Origin of the sequence: Pandoraea cepalis, assembly GCF_902459665.1 — a bacterium.
In the GTDB taxonomy this organism is placed as follows: Bacteria; Pseudomonadota; Gammaproteobacteria; order Burkholderiales; family Burkholderiaceae; genus Pandoraea; species Pandoraea cepalis.
On record NZ_CABPSL010000002.1, the window covers coordinates 369,822 to 383,456 of the forward strand.

Here is a 13,635-nt window from a genome sequence, read left to right on the forward strand (position 1 = left end):
ACAGTGAATCGCAGTATGCAAGCCGCGTTATGTCGCTGTCCAAGACCGATGGCGTCTTGTTCAATACCTGCCGGGTATGGTGTCGATTAGGGTGAGCCGAGGTCCGAGGGCGGGAGGTGCTCCATGTTCCCCTCGGCGTAGAGGTCGTAGATCAATTCGAGCATGGCGCGAATATCGGGCGATTCGTCGAGCAATCGCATGCTCAGGATAATCGGCGATACAAGATTGGAATCGTCGAGTTCCTTATAGGCGATGTCGTCGCGTTTGAGGCCATTGACGCTCTGCGGCACGATGGCGATGCCTTCGCCAGCCGCGACAAGCCCGAGCGCAATCTGCAACTCCCGTGTCTCGTAGATGCGCTCCGGCTTGAGCGCACGATCGTGGAAGGCGGCAAGCACCTGATCGGCATAGCTCGGGCGAGGGGCTTGGGGAAAAATGATCAGCGTTTCCGACACGAGGTCGTGCAGCGACAGAACTGGCTTGGTCTCGATCAACGGATGGCCGAGCGGCAGGGCGACGATCATGCGTTCCTCGCGCAGCACCACGCGACGAATGCTCGGGTCTTCGTGACGAATGCGGCCGAAGCCGACATCGATACGGCCTTCCTTGAGCGCCTGGATCTGATCCATTGTCGACATCTCGTGCAGACTCAGCGCAACCGTGCTGTTCTCCCCGCGAAAACGCCGGATGATCTTCGGCAGCATGCCGTAGAGCGTCGAGCCGACAAAACCGACCGACAGGCTGCGATCGATCTTGCCCACGCGCCGCGTCATCGATTCGAGTTCGGAGGTTTGCGCGAGCAACTGCACCGCCTGCGAATAAAAAAAGCGCCCCGTGTCGGTCAGTTTGAGCGGACGCGAGTCGCGCTCGAACAGTTGAACGCCGAGCAACTCCTCGAGTTGCTGAATCTGGCGACTGAGCGGCGGCTGTGCGATATGCAGCCGTGCGGCGGCGCGCGTGAAGTTGCGTTCTTCAGCAACCGCCACGAAGTAGCGCATATGGCGCAACTCAATATTCATTTCATACCTTTCAGATATCGCGCCGATACTAAATCAGTGTTGGACGGTGCTATACCCCGTCATTATCCTGACTTCATGCTCTGCATCAGTGCTCGATTATACCTATCGCGTATGGACGACGAATGCTTGGTGCACGGGTTAACCCCAGCAAAATTCGAATAGAGGTAGGAGAAGACATGAGCGTGAAAGTATTCGACACGAGCGAAGTGCAAGCGCTGTTGAGCGCCGCTGCCAATCTCGGAAATCCGACCGGCGATACGCGCACCAAGCAAATCGTGCATCGCTTGCTGAGCGACCTTTTCAAAGCGATCGACGACCTCGATATTACGCCGGATGAAATCTGGGCCGGCGTCAACTATTTCAACAAACTGGGCCAGGATGGCGAGGCGGCACTGTTGGCCGCCGGCCTCGGCCTCGAGAAGTATCTCGACGTGCGCATGGACGCCGAGGACCGGGCCGCCGAGATTGAAGGCGGCACGCCGCGCACGATCGAAGGCCCGCTCTACGTCGCTGGTGCGCCGCTGCGCGACGCGGTGTCGAAGATCGACCTCGATGCAGATGCCGACGCTGGCCCGCTGGTGATTCGCGGCAAGGTGACCGGCCCTGACGGTCAACCGGTGGCGGGCGCTGTCGTCGAGTGCTGGCATGCCAACTCGAACGGCTTCTATTCACACTTCGATCCGACGGGCGCGCAATCGCCGTTCAATTTGCGCGGCGCCGTGCGCACCGATGCGCAAGGCAAGTACGAATTCCGCACGCTGATGCCGGTGGGCTACGGTTGTCCGCCGCAAGGCGCCACGCAGCAACTGCTCGACGCGCTGGCCCGACACGGCAACCGTCCGGCGCACGTGCACTTCTTCGTGACCAGCGAACAGCATCGCAAGCTCACGACGCAAATCAACATCGAGGGCGATCCGCTGATCTGGGACGACTTCGCCTATGCCACGCGCGAGGACCTGATCCCGCACGTGGTCGAGAAGACCGGCGGCGCTACGCTCGGCCTGAAAGCGGACGACTACAAGGAAATCGAATTCGATATCCAGTTGAGCCCGCTCACGCATGGCAAGGACAACCAGATCGTTCATCGCCTGCGCGCTTCGGCGGCGGCATAACCGCCCGCCACGGCGGCGGCGCCAGTGCGCAGCCGCCCATCTCATCGTTCCACCTTTGATACCGACGCGATCGCTCCCCGGTGGGAGCACGCGCGGGGAGAGCCCCCATGTCCTCCATCACCCAAACCCGCTCGCCACTGGATGCGCTGCTCGATACGGCCGTTCAGGACGACAAGCAGGCCGGCGTCTTCCGCTGCCGTCGCGACATTTTTACCAATGCCGAGTTGTTCGAACTCGAGATGAAGCACATCTTCGAGAGCAATTGGGTCTATCTGGCCCATGAAAGCCAGATCCCGAACAACAACGATTACTACACGACGTGGATCGGTCGCCAGCCCGTGGTCGTCACGCGCGACAAGAACGGTGAGCTGCACGCGGTCATCAATGCCTGCGCGCACAAGGGGGCCATGCTGTGCCGTCGCAAGCACGGCAACAAGGGCAGCTTCACATGCCCGTTCCACGGCTGGACGTTCTCCAACACCGGCAAGCTGCTCAAGGTGAAGGAAGAGAAGACCACGCAGTATCCGGTGCAATTCAATACGCACGGCTCGCATGACCTGCGCAAGGTCGCGCGCTTCGAGAGCTATCGCGGTTTCCTGTTCGGCAGCCTCAACCCCGATTCGATGCCGCTCGCGGACTATCTCGGCGAGACCCGCGTGATCATCGACCAGATCGTCGATCAGGCGCCGCAAGGGCTGGAAGTCGTGCGCGGCAATTCCTCGTACGTCTACGACGGCAACTGGAAGATGCAGATGGAGAACGGCTGCGACGGCTATCACGTCAGTACCGTTCACTGGAACTACGCGGCGACCATGGGCCGACGCAAGGAGGAGGGCACGAAAGCCGTCGACGCCAACAGCTGGAGCAAGTCGGTGGCGGGCGTCTATGGCTTCGATCATGGCCACATCCTGTTGTGGACCAACACGATGAATCCGGAAGTTCGCCCGGTCTACGCGCATCGTGACGAAATCAAGGCGCGCGTCGGCGACGTCAAGGCCGATTTCATCGTCAACCAGACGCGCAACCTCTGCCTCTACCCGAACGTGTTCCTGATGGACCAGTTCAGCACGCAGATTCGCGTGGTACGCCCGCTCAGCGTGGACAAGACGGAAGTTTCGATCTTCTGCTTTGCGCCGAAGGGAGAAAGTGCCGAAGTGCGCGCCCACCGCATCCGCCAGTACGAGGACTTCTTCAACGTCACGGGCATGGGCACGGCCGACGACCTGGAAGAATTCCGCGCCTGCCAGGCGGGGTATGCCGGCACCACGGCGCTGTGGAACGACTTGTCGCGCGGCGCGCCGCTGTGGATTGACGGGCCGGACGACAACGCCCGCAAGATGGGCCTGACACCGCGCCTGTCCGGCGAGCGCAGCGAAGACGAAGGATTGTTCGTCTGCCAGCACGAATACTGGGTCGAAGTGATGCGCGACGCCCTGAAGAAAGAACAGACGGAGGCCACGGCATGAACTTCGATTACGCAACGATTTGCGCCACGCTGTATCGCGAAGCCCGTCTGCTCGACGACCGTCAGTGGGACGAGTGGCTGGCGTGCTATGCCAACGACGTCACGTACTGGATGCCGGCGTGGGACGACGACGATCGCCTGACCGACGACCCCCAGAGCCAGATCTCGCTGATGTACTACGCGGACCGTGGGGGATTGGAGGATCGCGTGTTCCGCATCAAGACCGAGCGTAGCAGCGCCTCGATGCCGGAGCCCCGCACCGCGCATACCGTCGCGAATGTGGAAGTGCTGGCGCAACGCGACGACGAAGTCGACGTGCGCTACAACTTCAGCACGCTCAGCCATCGTTACAAGGCGACCGATCAATTCTTCGGCACGATGTTCGTCACGTTGCGCCACGACGGCGATGCGCTGTTGATCGCCAAGAAGAAGATCGTTTTGAAGAACGACTATATCCGTCAGGTACTCGACGTTTATCACGTTTGACGTTGACTATCGCATCAGGACTGGAAGTCGAGGAGGCTATATGTCCAGCTACAACGTAGCGCTCAATTTCGAAGACGGGGTGACCCGCTTCGTCGAATGCAAGGCTGGCGAGAAGGTGCTCGACGCCGCCTTCCGCGCCAAGATCAATCTGCCGATGGATTGCTCCGACGGTGTGTGCGGCACTTGCAAGTGCCGTGCCGAGAGCGGCAGTTACGACATGGGCGACGACTACATTGACGACGCCCTGAGCGCGGACGAGAAGGACAGTGGCCTCGTCCTCACATGCCAGATGGTGCCGCAGAGCGACTGCGTGATTGCCGTGCCGGCGTCGTCAGCGGCGTGCAAGACGGAGCAGAGCCGATTCGCCGCGACCGTCACCAAAGTCGAGACGCACAACGACGCGGCGGTCGTGCTCGAACTCGATGTGGGCGCCGCCGCGCCCGTGTTCCTGCCCGGCCAGTACGTCAACATCGATGTGCCTGGCAGCGGTGTGCGTCGCTCGTATTCGTTTTCGTCCGCGCCGGGCGAATCGCGCATCGGATTCCTCATCAAGAAGATTCCGGGCGGGGCCATGAGTTCGTGGCTCGATCATGCGCAACCCGGTAATGCGCTCGAGATGACCGGCCCGCTCGGTAGCTTCTATCTGCGCGCCGTCGAGCGCCCGTTGCTGTTCCTGGCGGGCGGCACGGGGCTGGCGCCGTTCCTGTCGATGCTCGAAGTCCTCGCGCGCACGTCGTCGCAACAACGCGTGCATCTGATCTACGGCGTGACGCGTGATCTCGATCTGGTCCAGGTTGAGGCGATCGAGGCCTACACAGCCAAGCTGCCGAATTTCACCTTTGCCACGGTGGTGGCGGACGCCGAATCGAAACACCCGCGCAAGGGCTGGGTGACGCAACACATCCCGGCGGAGGCGCTCAACGATGGCAACGTCGACGTGTATTTGTGCGGGCCGCCGCCGATGGTCGATGCCGTGCGCAAATACTTCGATGACAACGGCGTGAGGCCCAAAAGCTTCCATTATGAGAAATTCACGCCCAACGTCGCAATGGTGGACGCATGACAACGCAACGATTTGCCGGCAAGGTCATGGTCGTGACCGGTGCGGCGCAAGGCATCGGTCGGGGTGTCGCGCTGCGCGCGTCGGCCGAAGGGGCGAGGGTGGTCTTCGTGGATCGTGCCGAATTCGTCGCCGAGGTCGCGGCCGAAGCGGTCGGCGAGTCGGCCGGCTTCGTGGCCGATCTCGAGACCTACGAAGGTGCCGCCGCAGCCATGGCGTTCGCCAACGAGCGCTTCGGGGGCATCGACATTTTGATCAACGGCGTGGGCGGGGCGATTCGTATGCGTCCGTTCGCCGAGTTCGAGCCGGCGCAGATCGACGCGGAGATTCGCCGCTCGCTGATGCCAACGCTCTATACCTGCCACGCGGTGCTGCCGTACCTGCTCAAGCGTGGCGGCGGCACGATCGTCAACGTCTCGTCGAATGCGACTCGGGGTATTCGACGCGTGCCTTACTCCGCAGCGAAGGGCGGGGTGAACGCCATCACGCAATCGCTGGCGATGGAATACGCCGAACACAATATTCGCGTCGCGGCGACCGCGCCGGGGGGCACCACGGCGCCGCCACGCCGGATTCCACGTAACGCCGCGGGCGACAGCGAACAAGAGGTTGCCTGGATGAACGAGGCGGTCGCGCAGGTGACCGAATCGACGTTCTTCAAACGTTACGGCACCCTCGACGAGCAAGTCGCGCCCATTCTTTTCCTGGCCTCCGACGAAGCCGGATACATCACCGGTACGGTCTTGCCGGTCGCCGGCGGCGATATGGGCTGACGCCAGGCGCCGAGAGATCATTGGATGAATGGGCGTTGCGCAAGCGCGTCGGCATGGCCTGCCAGTGGGGCAACAACGCCTGCTGCCGAGGTGGCAGATCGGCGGTTGGCATATGATGAACGGTCTTTGACTCCCCTGGAACGACCTTTCCATGCAAGTTTTTGTCGACGCTGACGCCTGCCCCTTTGCCATCAAGGAGATATTGTTCCGGGCCGCGCGACGTGAGGAGGTGCGGGTGACGCTGATCGCGAATCAATTCCTGCGCACGCCGCCGTCACCGTTCATCAAGGCGATTCAGGTGCCGGCAGGCTTCGATGTGGCCGATGCCCGCATCGTCGAACTTGTCGTCCTGGGCGATCTGGTGATTACCGCGGACATCCCGCTTGCCGCCTTGGTGCTCGACAAAGGGGGGCTGGCGCTCGATCCACGCGGGAATTGGTTCACGCGTGAAAACATCGAGGAACGACTGAGCATGCGCGACATGATGGATCAACTGCGCAATGCGGGCATCGAGACCGGCGGTCCTGCTCCCTTCAGCGCGCGCGACAGTCAATCGTTCGCCGGGCAACTCGATCGCTTCCTCGCCCGTCATCGCGCGTCGCGCCGGTAAGCGGTCCGCGCCGGAACGCGCCAAAACGGGCTTACTCCGCTTCCGAACTCGCCCGCAACAGTTCGCCAAACCGAGTGTTGCACCATTGCATCACGTCGTTGGGCTCTCGCCCAAAACGCCAGAGCATGCGCACGGGGAGTTGCGGCAGGCCGAGGTCGTCGCAGCGCAGTTCGTGAAGTTCATCGTACTTCGCAATGTCGATCGGCAGCACGGCCCAGCCGAGTTTGTCGAGCACCATGCTGGCGATCAGGTATGAACTGTCCGCCCGCCAGATTGACGGGCTCAGTTGCCACGGTGTGAAATCGTCCATCTGCAGCAGAATCTGGCGGTACTTGGCCAAATCGCCGCGCGTGACCTGATCGCGGTAAGCGAGCGGATGATCGCCAGCGACAAATACGCCTTGCACGGCCGACCCAACATATTTGTGCCCCAGCGCCAACGAGATCGCGCCGCGATCCACGTGAAAGCCAATGTCCGCGCGCTGCTTCTCCACATACTCGGCCACTTCCGTCGAGGTCCCGTTGAGTATCGTCAGCTCCAAATAAGCGAACTGGTACGCAAGATCGCGGACCAGTTCGCTCACGACTTGATACGGCAACGCTTCGTCGATTGCCAGCGACAACTGCGGTTGCTCGCCGAACGCCAGCGCATTCGCCCGATGGTTCAAGCCCTCCGCCTGACGCAGCAACTCCTTCGCCTCGAGCAACATGACCTCCCCCTGCGCGGTGAGTCTCGCGTTGCGACGGCTGCGGTCGAATAGTTCAAATCCCAAATCGGCCTCGAGCAGCGAAATCGCCGAACTCAACGCCGACTGGGCTTTGCCGAGTCTTCGGGCGGCAGCCGATATCGATCCTTCCTCCGCGGCAGCCACAAAGTAGCGCAATTGCTCTATTGTCCAGTTCATTCATCCATTTTATCGATAGGTTCCAACTTTTTCTAACTGAAATTTCGCGGCAGAATCGCGATTCTCCAATGTAGGACGCCAAATTGAATCGCCAACATAGGCGAGGCGGCAGACGACCGGATCTTCCGGTCCGGTGGTCTCGGGTACTGACCCCTTCGCGCAATGCGCACCTGCCACCCACGGCGAGCCTGGAGAGATGCGGGCCCCCGGTACCCCATCCGTGGCTGCGCCATGGGTCGACGTCGCGCACTGAGCGCGGTCTCGACACCCCGACCGGTTGTCGTCAATCCAACGTACTTACATGTCATCGAATATTCATTACCGAACTCGCTTCGGACGGCTAACCGGCCTGTCAGCCAGCCTGATCGCCAGTATTCTCGTGCTCGCCGCCTGCGCCGACCGAGATCCAAAGGACGAGGCCGATGCGACGCCGGAAGCGGTCGTGCGCATCGTCGAGCGCCGTGCGCAGACCCTTACGACTCAGCAGCCGGGACGTCTGGCCGCCTACCGCAGCGCCGACGTGCGTGCGCGTGCGGGCGGAGTCGTCGTCGAACGCCGATATCAGGAGGGGCAGACCGTTGCCAAGGGCGACGTGCTGTTCCGCATCGACCCGCAACCGTTGTCGGCTGCGCTGGACGCCGCGCGCGGTGCACTCGCCAAGGCACACGCTGAACACGACGCGGCGCGCGACAAGGTCGAGCGATATCGCGGCCTTCTGGAAGTGCGCGCCATCAGCGCCCGGGAAGACGCCGAGTCTCGCTCGGCCGAAGCGCGTGCGCGCGCGGAGGTGCTGGCCGCTCGCGCGGAAGTCCGCAAGGCGGAACTCAATCTCGGCTATACGCGCGTCGTCTCACCCATTGCGGGGCGCGTGCGCGGTGCCGAAGTCACGGAAGGCGCGCTGGTCGGTCTCGACTCGGCCACGCTGCTCACACGCGTTGAGCAGATCGATCCGATCTACGTGAACTTCTCGCAGCCGGCCGCGGAGGTGTATGCGATGACGCGCGATTTGCGCGCCGGCAAGCTGCAGCACGGCAACGCGTCGGCCGCGCCGCCGGTGCACGTGACGCTGCCCGACGGCCGTGAATACGCGCTACCGGGCCAATTGCTCTTTACCGATCTGGCGGTCGATCCGGGCACGGACACGATCGCCATGCGCGCCGTGCTGCCAAACCCCGACGGCGTATTGCTGCCCGGCGCGTTCGTGCAGGTACGCCTGCAGGGGGCGGTGAATCCGAACATCGTGCGCGTGCCCCGCGAGGCGCTCACGCGCACGGCCAATGGCGCCGTGGTGCGCGTGGTCGACGCACAGGGCACGGTGCGCGACACGAAGGTGCATGCGGATGAGATCGACGGCCGCGATTGGCTCGTCACGGAGGGCCTTGCGGGCGGCGAGACGATCATCGTGCAGAACGTCGCGCAGTTCTCCGACGGCATGCACGTCAAGGTCAAGGCCGAGGCCAAGCAGACGGACGACACGAAGGCCAAGCCGGTGACATCCCGCGACGCGAAGCCGAAAGACAATGGCGGACCGGTTGAGCCTGCGCGCGCCGGACCGGCCTCCCACGCGGAGACGCAATAATCATGGCTCGCTTCTTTATCGATCGCCCGGTCTTTGCCTGGGTGATCGCCCTGTTGATTACGCTCGTCGGCGTGCTCGCGATCCGGGCGCTCCCCGTTGCGCAGTACCCCGACATCGCCCCGCCGACGGTCAGTGTCTGGAGCAGCTATCCGGGCGCGTCGGCCAAGGTGGTCGAAGACGCCGTGACGGCGATCATCGAGCGCCAGATGAACGGCGCGCCGGGGCTGATGTATACGTCGGCGTCCAGCGGCAATGGTCGTTCGTCGGTCAATCTCACCTTCCGGCAGGGCACCAATCTCGATCTGGCCGCCGTCGAGGTGCAGAACCGCTTGAAGACGGTCGAATCGCGTCTGCCTGAAGTCGTGCGCCGCGATGGCGTCGTGGTCGAGCGCGCGGCCGACAATATTCATATGGTGGTCACGCTGGCGTCCGCGAATCCGGCGATTGGCGAATCCGATCTCGGCGAGATCGCCGCCGCGCAGGTCATCAACCAGCTCAAACGCGTGCCGGGCGTCGGACAGGTGCAGTTCTGGGGCACGGAGAAGGCGATTCGTATCTGGCCCGACACAGCGAAGCTCGTCGCCCTCGACCTGAGTGCTTCGGACATCGTCTCAAAGATCCGGGCCTACAACGTGCGCGTAACCATCGGTGATATCGGCGCAGGCTCGACGCCCGCGTCGGCCCCGATCAACGCCAACGTGGTGTCGGAAGGCTCGCTTTCCTCCCCCGAAGCCTTTGCCGGGATTCCGTTGCGCGTGCGTGCCGACGGCTCGGCGATCCGGCTCGGCGATGTCGCTCGCGTGGAATTGGGGGCGGCCGATTACGCCTATTCGTCGCGCGTGGACGGCATGCCGGCCACCGCGATGGGCATCAAGCTGGCCGCCGGCTCGAATGCCGTCGCGGTGATGAAGGCGGTGCGCAAGGTGATGGACGAACAATCGGCGCTGTTTCCGGCCGGTGTTTCGTACCAAATTCCGTACGAGACCGCGTCGTTCGTCAAGGTTTCGATCCAGAAGGTCGTGAAGACGTTGCTCGAAGCCGTGGTGCTGGTGTTCCTGGTGATGTACCTGTTCATGCAGAACCTGCGCGCCACGCTCATTCCCACACTGGTGGTGCCGGTCGCGCTGCTCGGCACCTTCGGCGTGCTGCTGGGACTCGGCTATTCGATCAACACGCTCACGATGTTCGGCATGGTGCTGGCCATCGGCATTCTCGTCGACGACGCGATCGTCGTCGTGGAGAACACCGAACGCATCATGGTGGAAGAGGGACTCTCGCCCTATGCCGCCACGGTCAAGGCGATGAAGCAGATCAGCGGGGCCATCGTGGGGATCACGGTGGTGCTGGTCGCGGTGTTCGTGCCAATGGCGTTTTTCCCCGGTGCGGTGGGCAACATCTACCGTCAGTTTGCAATCACGCTCGCGGTGTCGATTGCCTTCTCGGCGTTCCTTGCCCTCTCGCTCACGCCCGCGCTGTGCGCCACGCTGCTGCGTCCAATCGCGGCCGGCCATCACGACAAACGCGGTTTCTTCGGTTGGTTCAATCGGACTTTCGCGCTGGGTACCGAGCGCTACACACGGACCGTAAGCAAGACGTTGCGCCGTCCGTGGCGCGCGGTGCTGGTGTATGGCGCGGTGTTGATCGCCGTGCCGCTCGCGTTCATGCGTCTGCCCTCGTCGTTCATTCCCGACGAGGACACCGGCAGCTTCATGGTGATGGCGTCCGAGCCGCAGGGCGCCACGTTGCCCGAGGCGATGTCGGCGCTCGAGCGCATCGAGCAATACCTGATGCGGCACGAGCCGGTCAAACACGTCTTTGCGCTGGGCGGATGGAACGAGTTCGGTTCGGGCCCGGGCGGCGGCATGCTGTTTGTCACGCTCAAGGACTGGCACGAGCGTACATCTGCACACGACGAGGTGAGCGCCATTGTCGAGCGCGTCAACGCCAAATTTGGCGGACAGCCGGATCGCATGGTGATGGCGATGAACAGCCCGGCGCTGCCGGAACTGGGTTCGTCGAACGGCTTCAATCTGCGCTTGCAGGACCGGGCCGGTGTGGGTAAGGACGCGCTCACCGCCGCGCGCGATGCGCTGCTCAAGAAGGCGGCGCAAGATCCTGTGCTCAGGAACGTGATCTTTGCCGGTCAGGGCGACGTGCCTCAAATCGACGTCGCCATCGACCGGCACAAGATGGAAGCGCTCGGCGTCAAGATGGACGACGTCAATACGACGCTCGCGACGATGTTCGGCTCCGACTATGTCGGCGACTTCATGCTGGGCGCGGAGAGTCGCCGCGTGATCGTGCAAGCGGACGGACGTCAGCGCGTGTCACCGGAGGACGTCGGCAATCTGCGCGTGCGCAACGCGAATGGCGAAATGGTGCCGCTTTCGGCATTCGTCTCGCTCAAGTGGAAACTCGGCTCGCCGCAGCTCAGGCGATACAACGGCTACCCCTCGTTCACGATCCAGGGCGAATCGGCACCGGGCAAGAGCAGCGGCGAGGCGATGGTGCGCATGGAGCGACTGATGGCCGACCTGCCCCAGGGCATCGGTTACGAGTGGAGCGGCCAGTCGCTCGAGGAGCGCATCTCGGGCGCACAGGCGCCGGTGCTGTTCGCCTTGTCGGTGCTGGTCGTGTTCCTCGCGCTCGCGGCGTTGTACGAAAGTTGGGCGATTCCGGCGGCCGTCGTCATGGTGGTGCCGCTCGGTGTGATCGGGGCGCTCGGCGCGGTGAGCTTGCTGGGCATGCCCAACGACATCTACTTCAAGGTGGGGTTGATTGCGACCATCGGTCTGTCGGCGAAGAACGCCATCCTGATCGTGGAAGTCGCCAACGATATGACGAAACAGGGCATGGCCTGGCTCGATGCGGCGGTCGAAGCCGCGCGTTTGCGCCTGCGCCCGATCGTGATGACGTCGCTGGCATTCGGCTTCGGCGTGGTGCCGCTGGCCATTGCCTCAGGCCCGGCATCGGGCGCACAGCGTGCCATCGGTGTGGCGGTGCTCGGCGGGATCGTGACGGCCACGGTGCTGGCGATTTTCCTGGTGCCATTGTTTTTCCTGTGGGCCGGCCGCTTTGTGCGCCGGCCAATGACGAACGCGTCGGGCGATGCCGCGCCGGCCATCGAGGGGAAGGTATGAAGACGTTTCGACCCCGCTTGCGCGGGATAGCTGCGCCCGGCGTGTGCTTGCTGGCATTGGTCGGCGGATGCACGTTGGCGCCGACCTATGAGCGCCCGGCGGCACCGGTGCCGAACACGTACGAGGCGGCACCGTCGGGCTCAGGTGCGCGTCTGGCGCTCGCCGAGCCGCTCGCGGCCGACGCGGATTGGGCCGACGTATTCACCGATCCCGCCTTGCAGACGCTGATTCGCCGCTCGCTCGCGCAGAATCGCGACTTGCGCCTGGCGTCGCTACGGGTGCAGGAAGCGCGTGCGCTGTATGGCATCGAGGCGGCCAATCTGCTGCCGAGCGTGCAGGCAGGCGGTGCATTCTCCCGTCAGCGGTACTCGGGGGCGGCGGGCCTGCCTGAGGGCAGAGGCACCGCCGCAGGTTACGTCGCCAACGACATGCGAGCGACGCTCGGCGTGAGCGCCTTTGAACTCGATTTCTTCGGGCGCGTGCGCAGCCTGAGCGACGCGGCGCTGCAATCGTATTTGGCGAGCGAGGAAGCGCAACGGGCGGCGCAGGTGAGTCTCGTGGCGGAAGTAGCCACGTCCTACATTGGACTCGTGGCCATCAACGAACAGATCGCCTACGCGCGCGAGGTGCTGGCGGCGCGCGAGGAGGGCATTCGCGTGGTTCGCCTGCGCGCCGAGCGCGGGTTGATCGACGATCTCGACCTGAATGCCGAGACTACGCAGGTCGAAGTCGCGCGCGCAGCACTCGCCGAGCGCGAGCGGCAACGCAGCGAGATCGTGCATGCGTTGCAGGTTCTGACCGGCGATGTGAGTGCGAAGCCGGTCGCGGCGGCGTCGCTCGACGACGCATTCGTCGTGCCCGTGGCCGCTGGATTGCCGTCGTCGTTGCTGATGCGTCGTCCGGACATTCGGCAGGCGGAAGCGCAACTGCGTGCGGCCAATGCGGATATCGGCGCCGCTCGTGCGGCGTTTTTCCCGTCGATCAAGTTGACGACGGACGTCGGTACCGCCAGCGCGGGCATTGCGGATCTGTTCGGCGCGGGCACCGGTGTGTGGTCGTTCCTGCCGCAGATTACCGTGCCGATCTTTGCGGGCGGGCGTCACCGGCAAGGGTTGAATCTGGCGAACGTGCGCAAGGAGATGGCCGTTGTGTCGTACGAGCGCACGATTCAAACGGCGTTTGCCGAAGTGGATGACGCCCTGACCGCGCAAGGGCTGCTATCGCGCCAGTTCCAGGCGCAAAAGCGCGTGTCGGACGGCGAGCGCGAGCGGCTTCGTCTGGCCCATCATCGCTACACCAACGGCGTGGCGAGCTACCTCGAACTGCTCGACGCGCAGCGCAGCGCATTTCACGCGGCGCAACAGTTGATCGATGTGAAGCAGCAGGTGCTCGTGAACCATGTGGCGCTGTACCGAGCGTTGGGCGGCGGATGGCAACCGGAGAGCGGCACGTCCTGAGACGGTGGGCGGCGGGACCGCATCGCGGGC

The 13,635-nt window shown here is 63.5% G+C and carries 11 protein-coding genes; 9 read left to right on the plus strand and 2 right to left on the minus strand.

Translation table 11 applies throughout. The features are described from left to right. Positions 1 to 86 precede the first annotated feature (86 nt). Entirely contained in the window at positions 87 to 1,013 is a 927-nt protein-coding gene (locus PCE31106_RS06085) for a LysR family transcriptional regulator (protein WP_150562747.1), read from the minus strand. Between the two features lie 182 nt (positions 1,014 to 1,195). Between PCE31106_RS06085 and catA the strand changes: the two genes are divergently transcribed. The 6 genes from catA (at position 1,196) to PCE31106_RS06115 (ending at position 6,525) form a co-directional block, all read left to right on the plus strand. Next, entirely contained in the window at positions 1,196 to 2,131 is a 936-nt protein-coding gene (catA, locus tag PCE31106_RS06090; protein ID WP_017233925.1) for a catechol 1,2-dioxygenase, read from the plus strand. Between the two features lie 107 nt (positions 2,132 to 2,238). Beyond that, complete coding sequence (locus PCE31106_RS06095; protein ID WP_150562704.1) at positions 2,239 to 3,597, plus strand: Rieske 2Fe-2S domain-containing protein; 1,359 nt, start codon at positions 2,239 to 2,241, stop codon at positions 3,595 to 3,597. Further along, positions 3,594 to 4,082: a benzoate 1,2-dioxygenase small subunit gene (gene benB, locus PCE31106_RS06100; RefSeq protein WP_017233923.1), complete on the plus strand. Its 489-nt coding sequence runs from the start codon at positions 3,594 to 3,596 to the stop codon at positions 4,080 to 4,082. The genes PCE31106_RS06095 and benB overlap by 4 nt, the downstream gene beginning before the upstream one ends. Before the next feature lie 40 nt (positions 4,083 to 4,122). Beyond that, on the plus strand, positions 4,123 to 5,145 hold the full coding sequence (gene benC / locus PCE31106_RS06105) for a benzoate 1,2-dioxygenase electron transfer component BenC (RefSeq protein ID WP_150562705.1): 1,023 nt from the start codon (positions 4,123 to 4,125) through the stop codon (positions 5,143 to 5,145). Further along, the gene (gene benD, locus PCE31106_RS06110; protein WP_150562706.1) at positions 5,142 to 5,915 is read left to right on the plus strand and encodes a benzoate diol dehydrogenase BenD; all 774 of its coding nucleotides are present in this window, start codon (positions 5,142 to 5,144) and stop codon (positions 5,913 to 5,915) included. Before benC ends, benD begins: the two co-directional genes overlap by 4 nt. A 151-nt stretch (positions 5,916 to 6,066) precedes the next feature. Next, positions 6,067 to 6,525, plus strand: coding sequence for a YaiI/YqxD family protein (locus PCE31106_RS06115; RefSeq protein WP_017233919.1), 459 nt, complete (start codon positions 6,067 to 6,069; stop codon positions 6,523 to 6,525). 31 nt (positions 6,526 to 6,556) lie between these two features. On the opposite strand, the gene PCE31106_RS06120 is transcribed toward PCE31106_RS06115, so the two are convergent. After that, positions 6,557 to 7,429 (minus strand): LysR family transcriptional regulator, encoded by an 873-nt coding sequence (locus PCE31106_RS06120; protein ID WP_026131947.1) that lies wholly within the window; start codon positions 7,427 to 7,429, stop codon positions 6,557 to 6,559. A gap of 301 nt (positions 7,430 to 7,730) precedes the next feature. Here PCE31106_RS06120 and PCE31106_RS06125 point away from each other — a divergent pair, with 301 nt between their 5' ends. Genes PCE31106_RS06125 through PCE31106_RS06135 form a run of 3 tightly spaced genes read left to right on the plus strand, consistent with a single transcriptional unit; the run spans position 7,731 to position 13,605 of the window. After that, positions 7,731 to 9,008 carry an efflux RND transporter periplasmic adaptor subunit gene (locus PCE31106_RS06125; RefSeq protein WP_254440927.1) on the plus strand — a complete coding sequence of 426 codons (1,278 nt, stop codon included), beginning with the start codon at positions 7,731 to 7,733 and terminating at the stop codon, positions 9,006 to 9,008. 2 nt (positions 9,009 to 9,010) lie between these two features. Next, positions 9,011 to 12,148 (plus strand): multidrug efflux RND transporter permease subunit, encoded by a 3,138-nt coding sequence (locus PCE31106_RS06130; RefSeq protein ID WP_150562707.1) that lies wholly within the window; start codon positions 9,011 to 9,013, stop codon positions 12,146 to 12,148. Further along, positions 12,145 to 13,605, plus strand: a complete 1,461-nt coding sequence (locus PCE31106_RS06135) for an efflux transporter outer membrane subunit (RefSeq protein WP_150562708.1) — start codon at positions 12,145 to 12,147, stop codon at positions 13,603 to 13,605. Before PCE31106_RS06130 ends, PCE31106_RS06135 begins: the two co-directional genes overlap by 4 nt. Positions 13,606 to 13,635: the final 30 nt, after the last annotated feature.

Coding starts and splice junctions, on each gene's coding strand:
- PCE31106_RS06125 (WP_254440927.1), top strand. CDS start 7,731: ATGTCATCGAATATTCATTACCGAACTCGCTTCGGACGGCTAACCGGC.
- benD (WP_150562706.1), top strand. CDS start 5,142: ATGACAACGCAACGATTTGCCGGCAAGGTCATGGTCGTGACCGGTGCG.
- PCE31106_RS06115 (WP_017233919.1), top strand. CDS start 6,067: ATGCAAGTTTTTGTCGACGCTGACGCCTGCCCCTTTGCCATCAAGGAG.
- PCE31106_RS06135 (WP_150562708.1), top strand. CDS start 12,145: ATGAAGACGTTTCGACCCCGCTTGCGCGGGATAGCTGCGCCCGGCGTG.
- benB (WP_017233923.1), top strand. CDS start 3,594: ATGAACTTCGATTACGCAACGATTTGCGCCACGCTGTATCGCGAAGCC.
- catA (WP_017233925.1), top strand. CDS start 1,196: ATGAGCGTGAAAGTATTCGACACGAGCGAAGTGCAAGCGCTGTTGAGC.
- PCE31106_RS06130 (WP_150562707.1), top strand. CDS start 9,011: ATGGCTCGCTTCTTTATCGATCGCCCGGTCTTTGCCTGGGTGATCGCC.
- benC (WP_150562705.1), top strand. CDS start 4,123: ATGTCCAGCTACAACGTAGCGCTCAATTTCGAAGACGGGGTGACCCGC.
- PCE31106_RS06120 (WP_026131947.1), bottom strand. CDS start 7,429: ATGAACTGGACAATAGAGCAATTGCGCTACTTTGTGGCTGCCGCGGAG.
- PCE31106_RS06095 (WP_150562704.1), top strand. CDS start 2,239: ATGTCCTCCATCACCCAAACCCGCTCGCCACTGGATGCGCTGCTCGAT.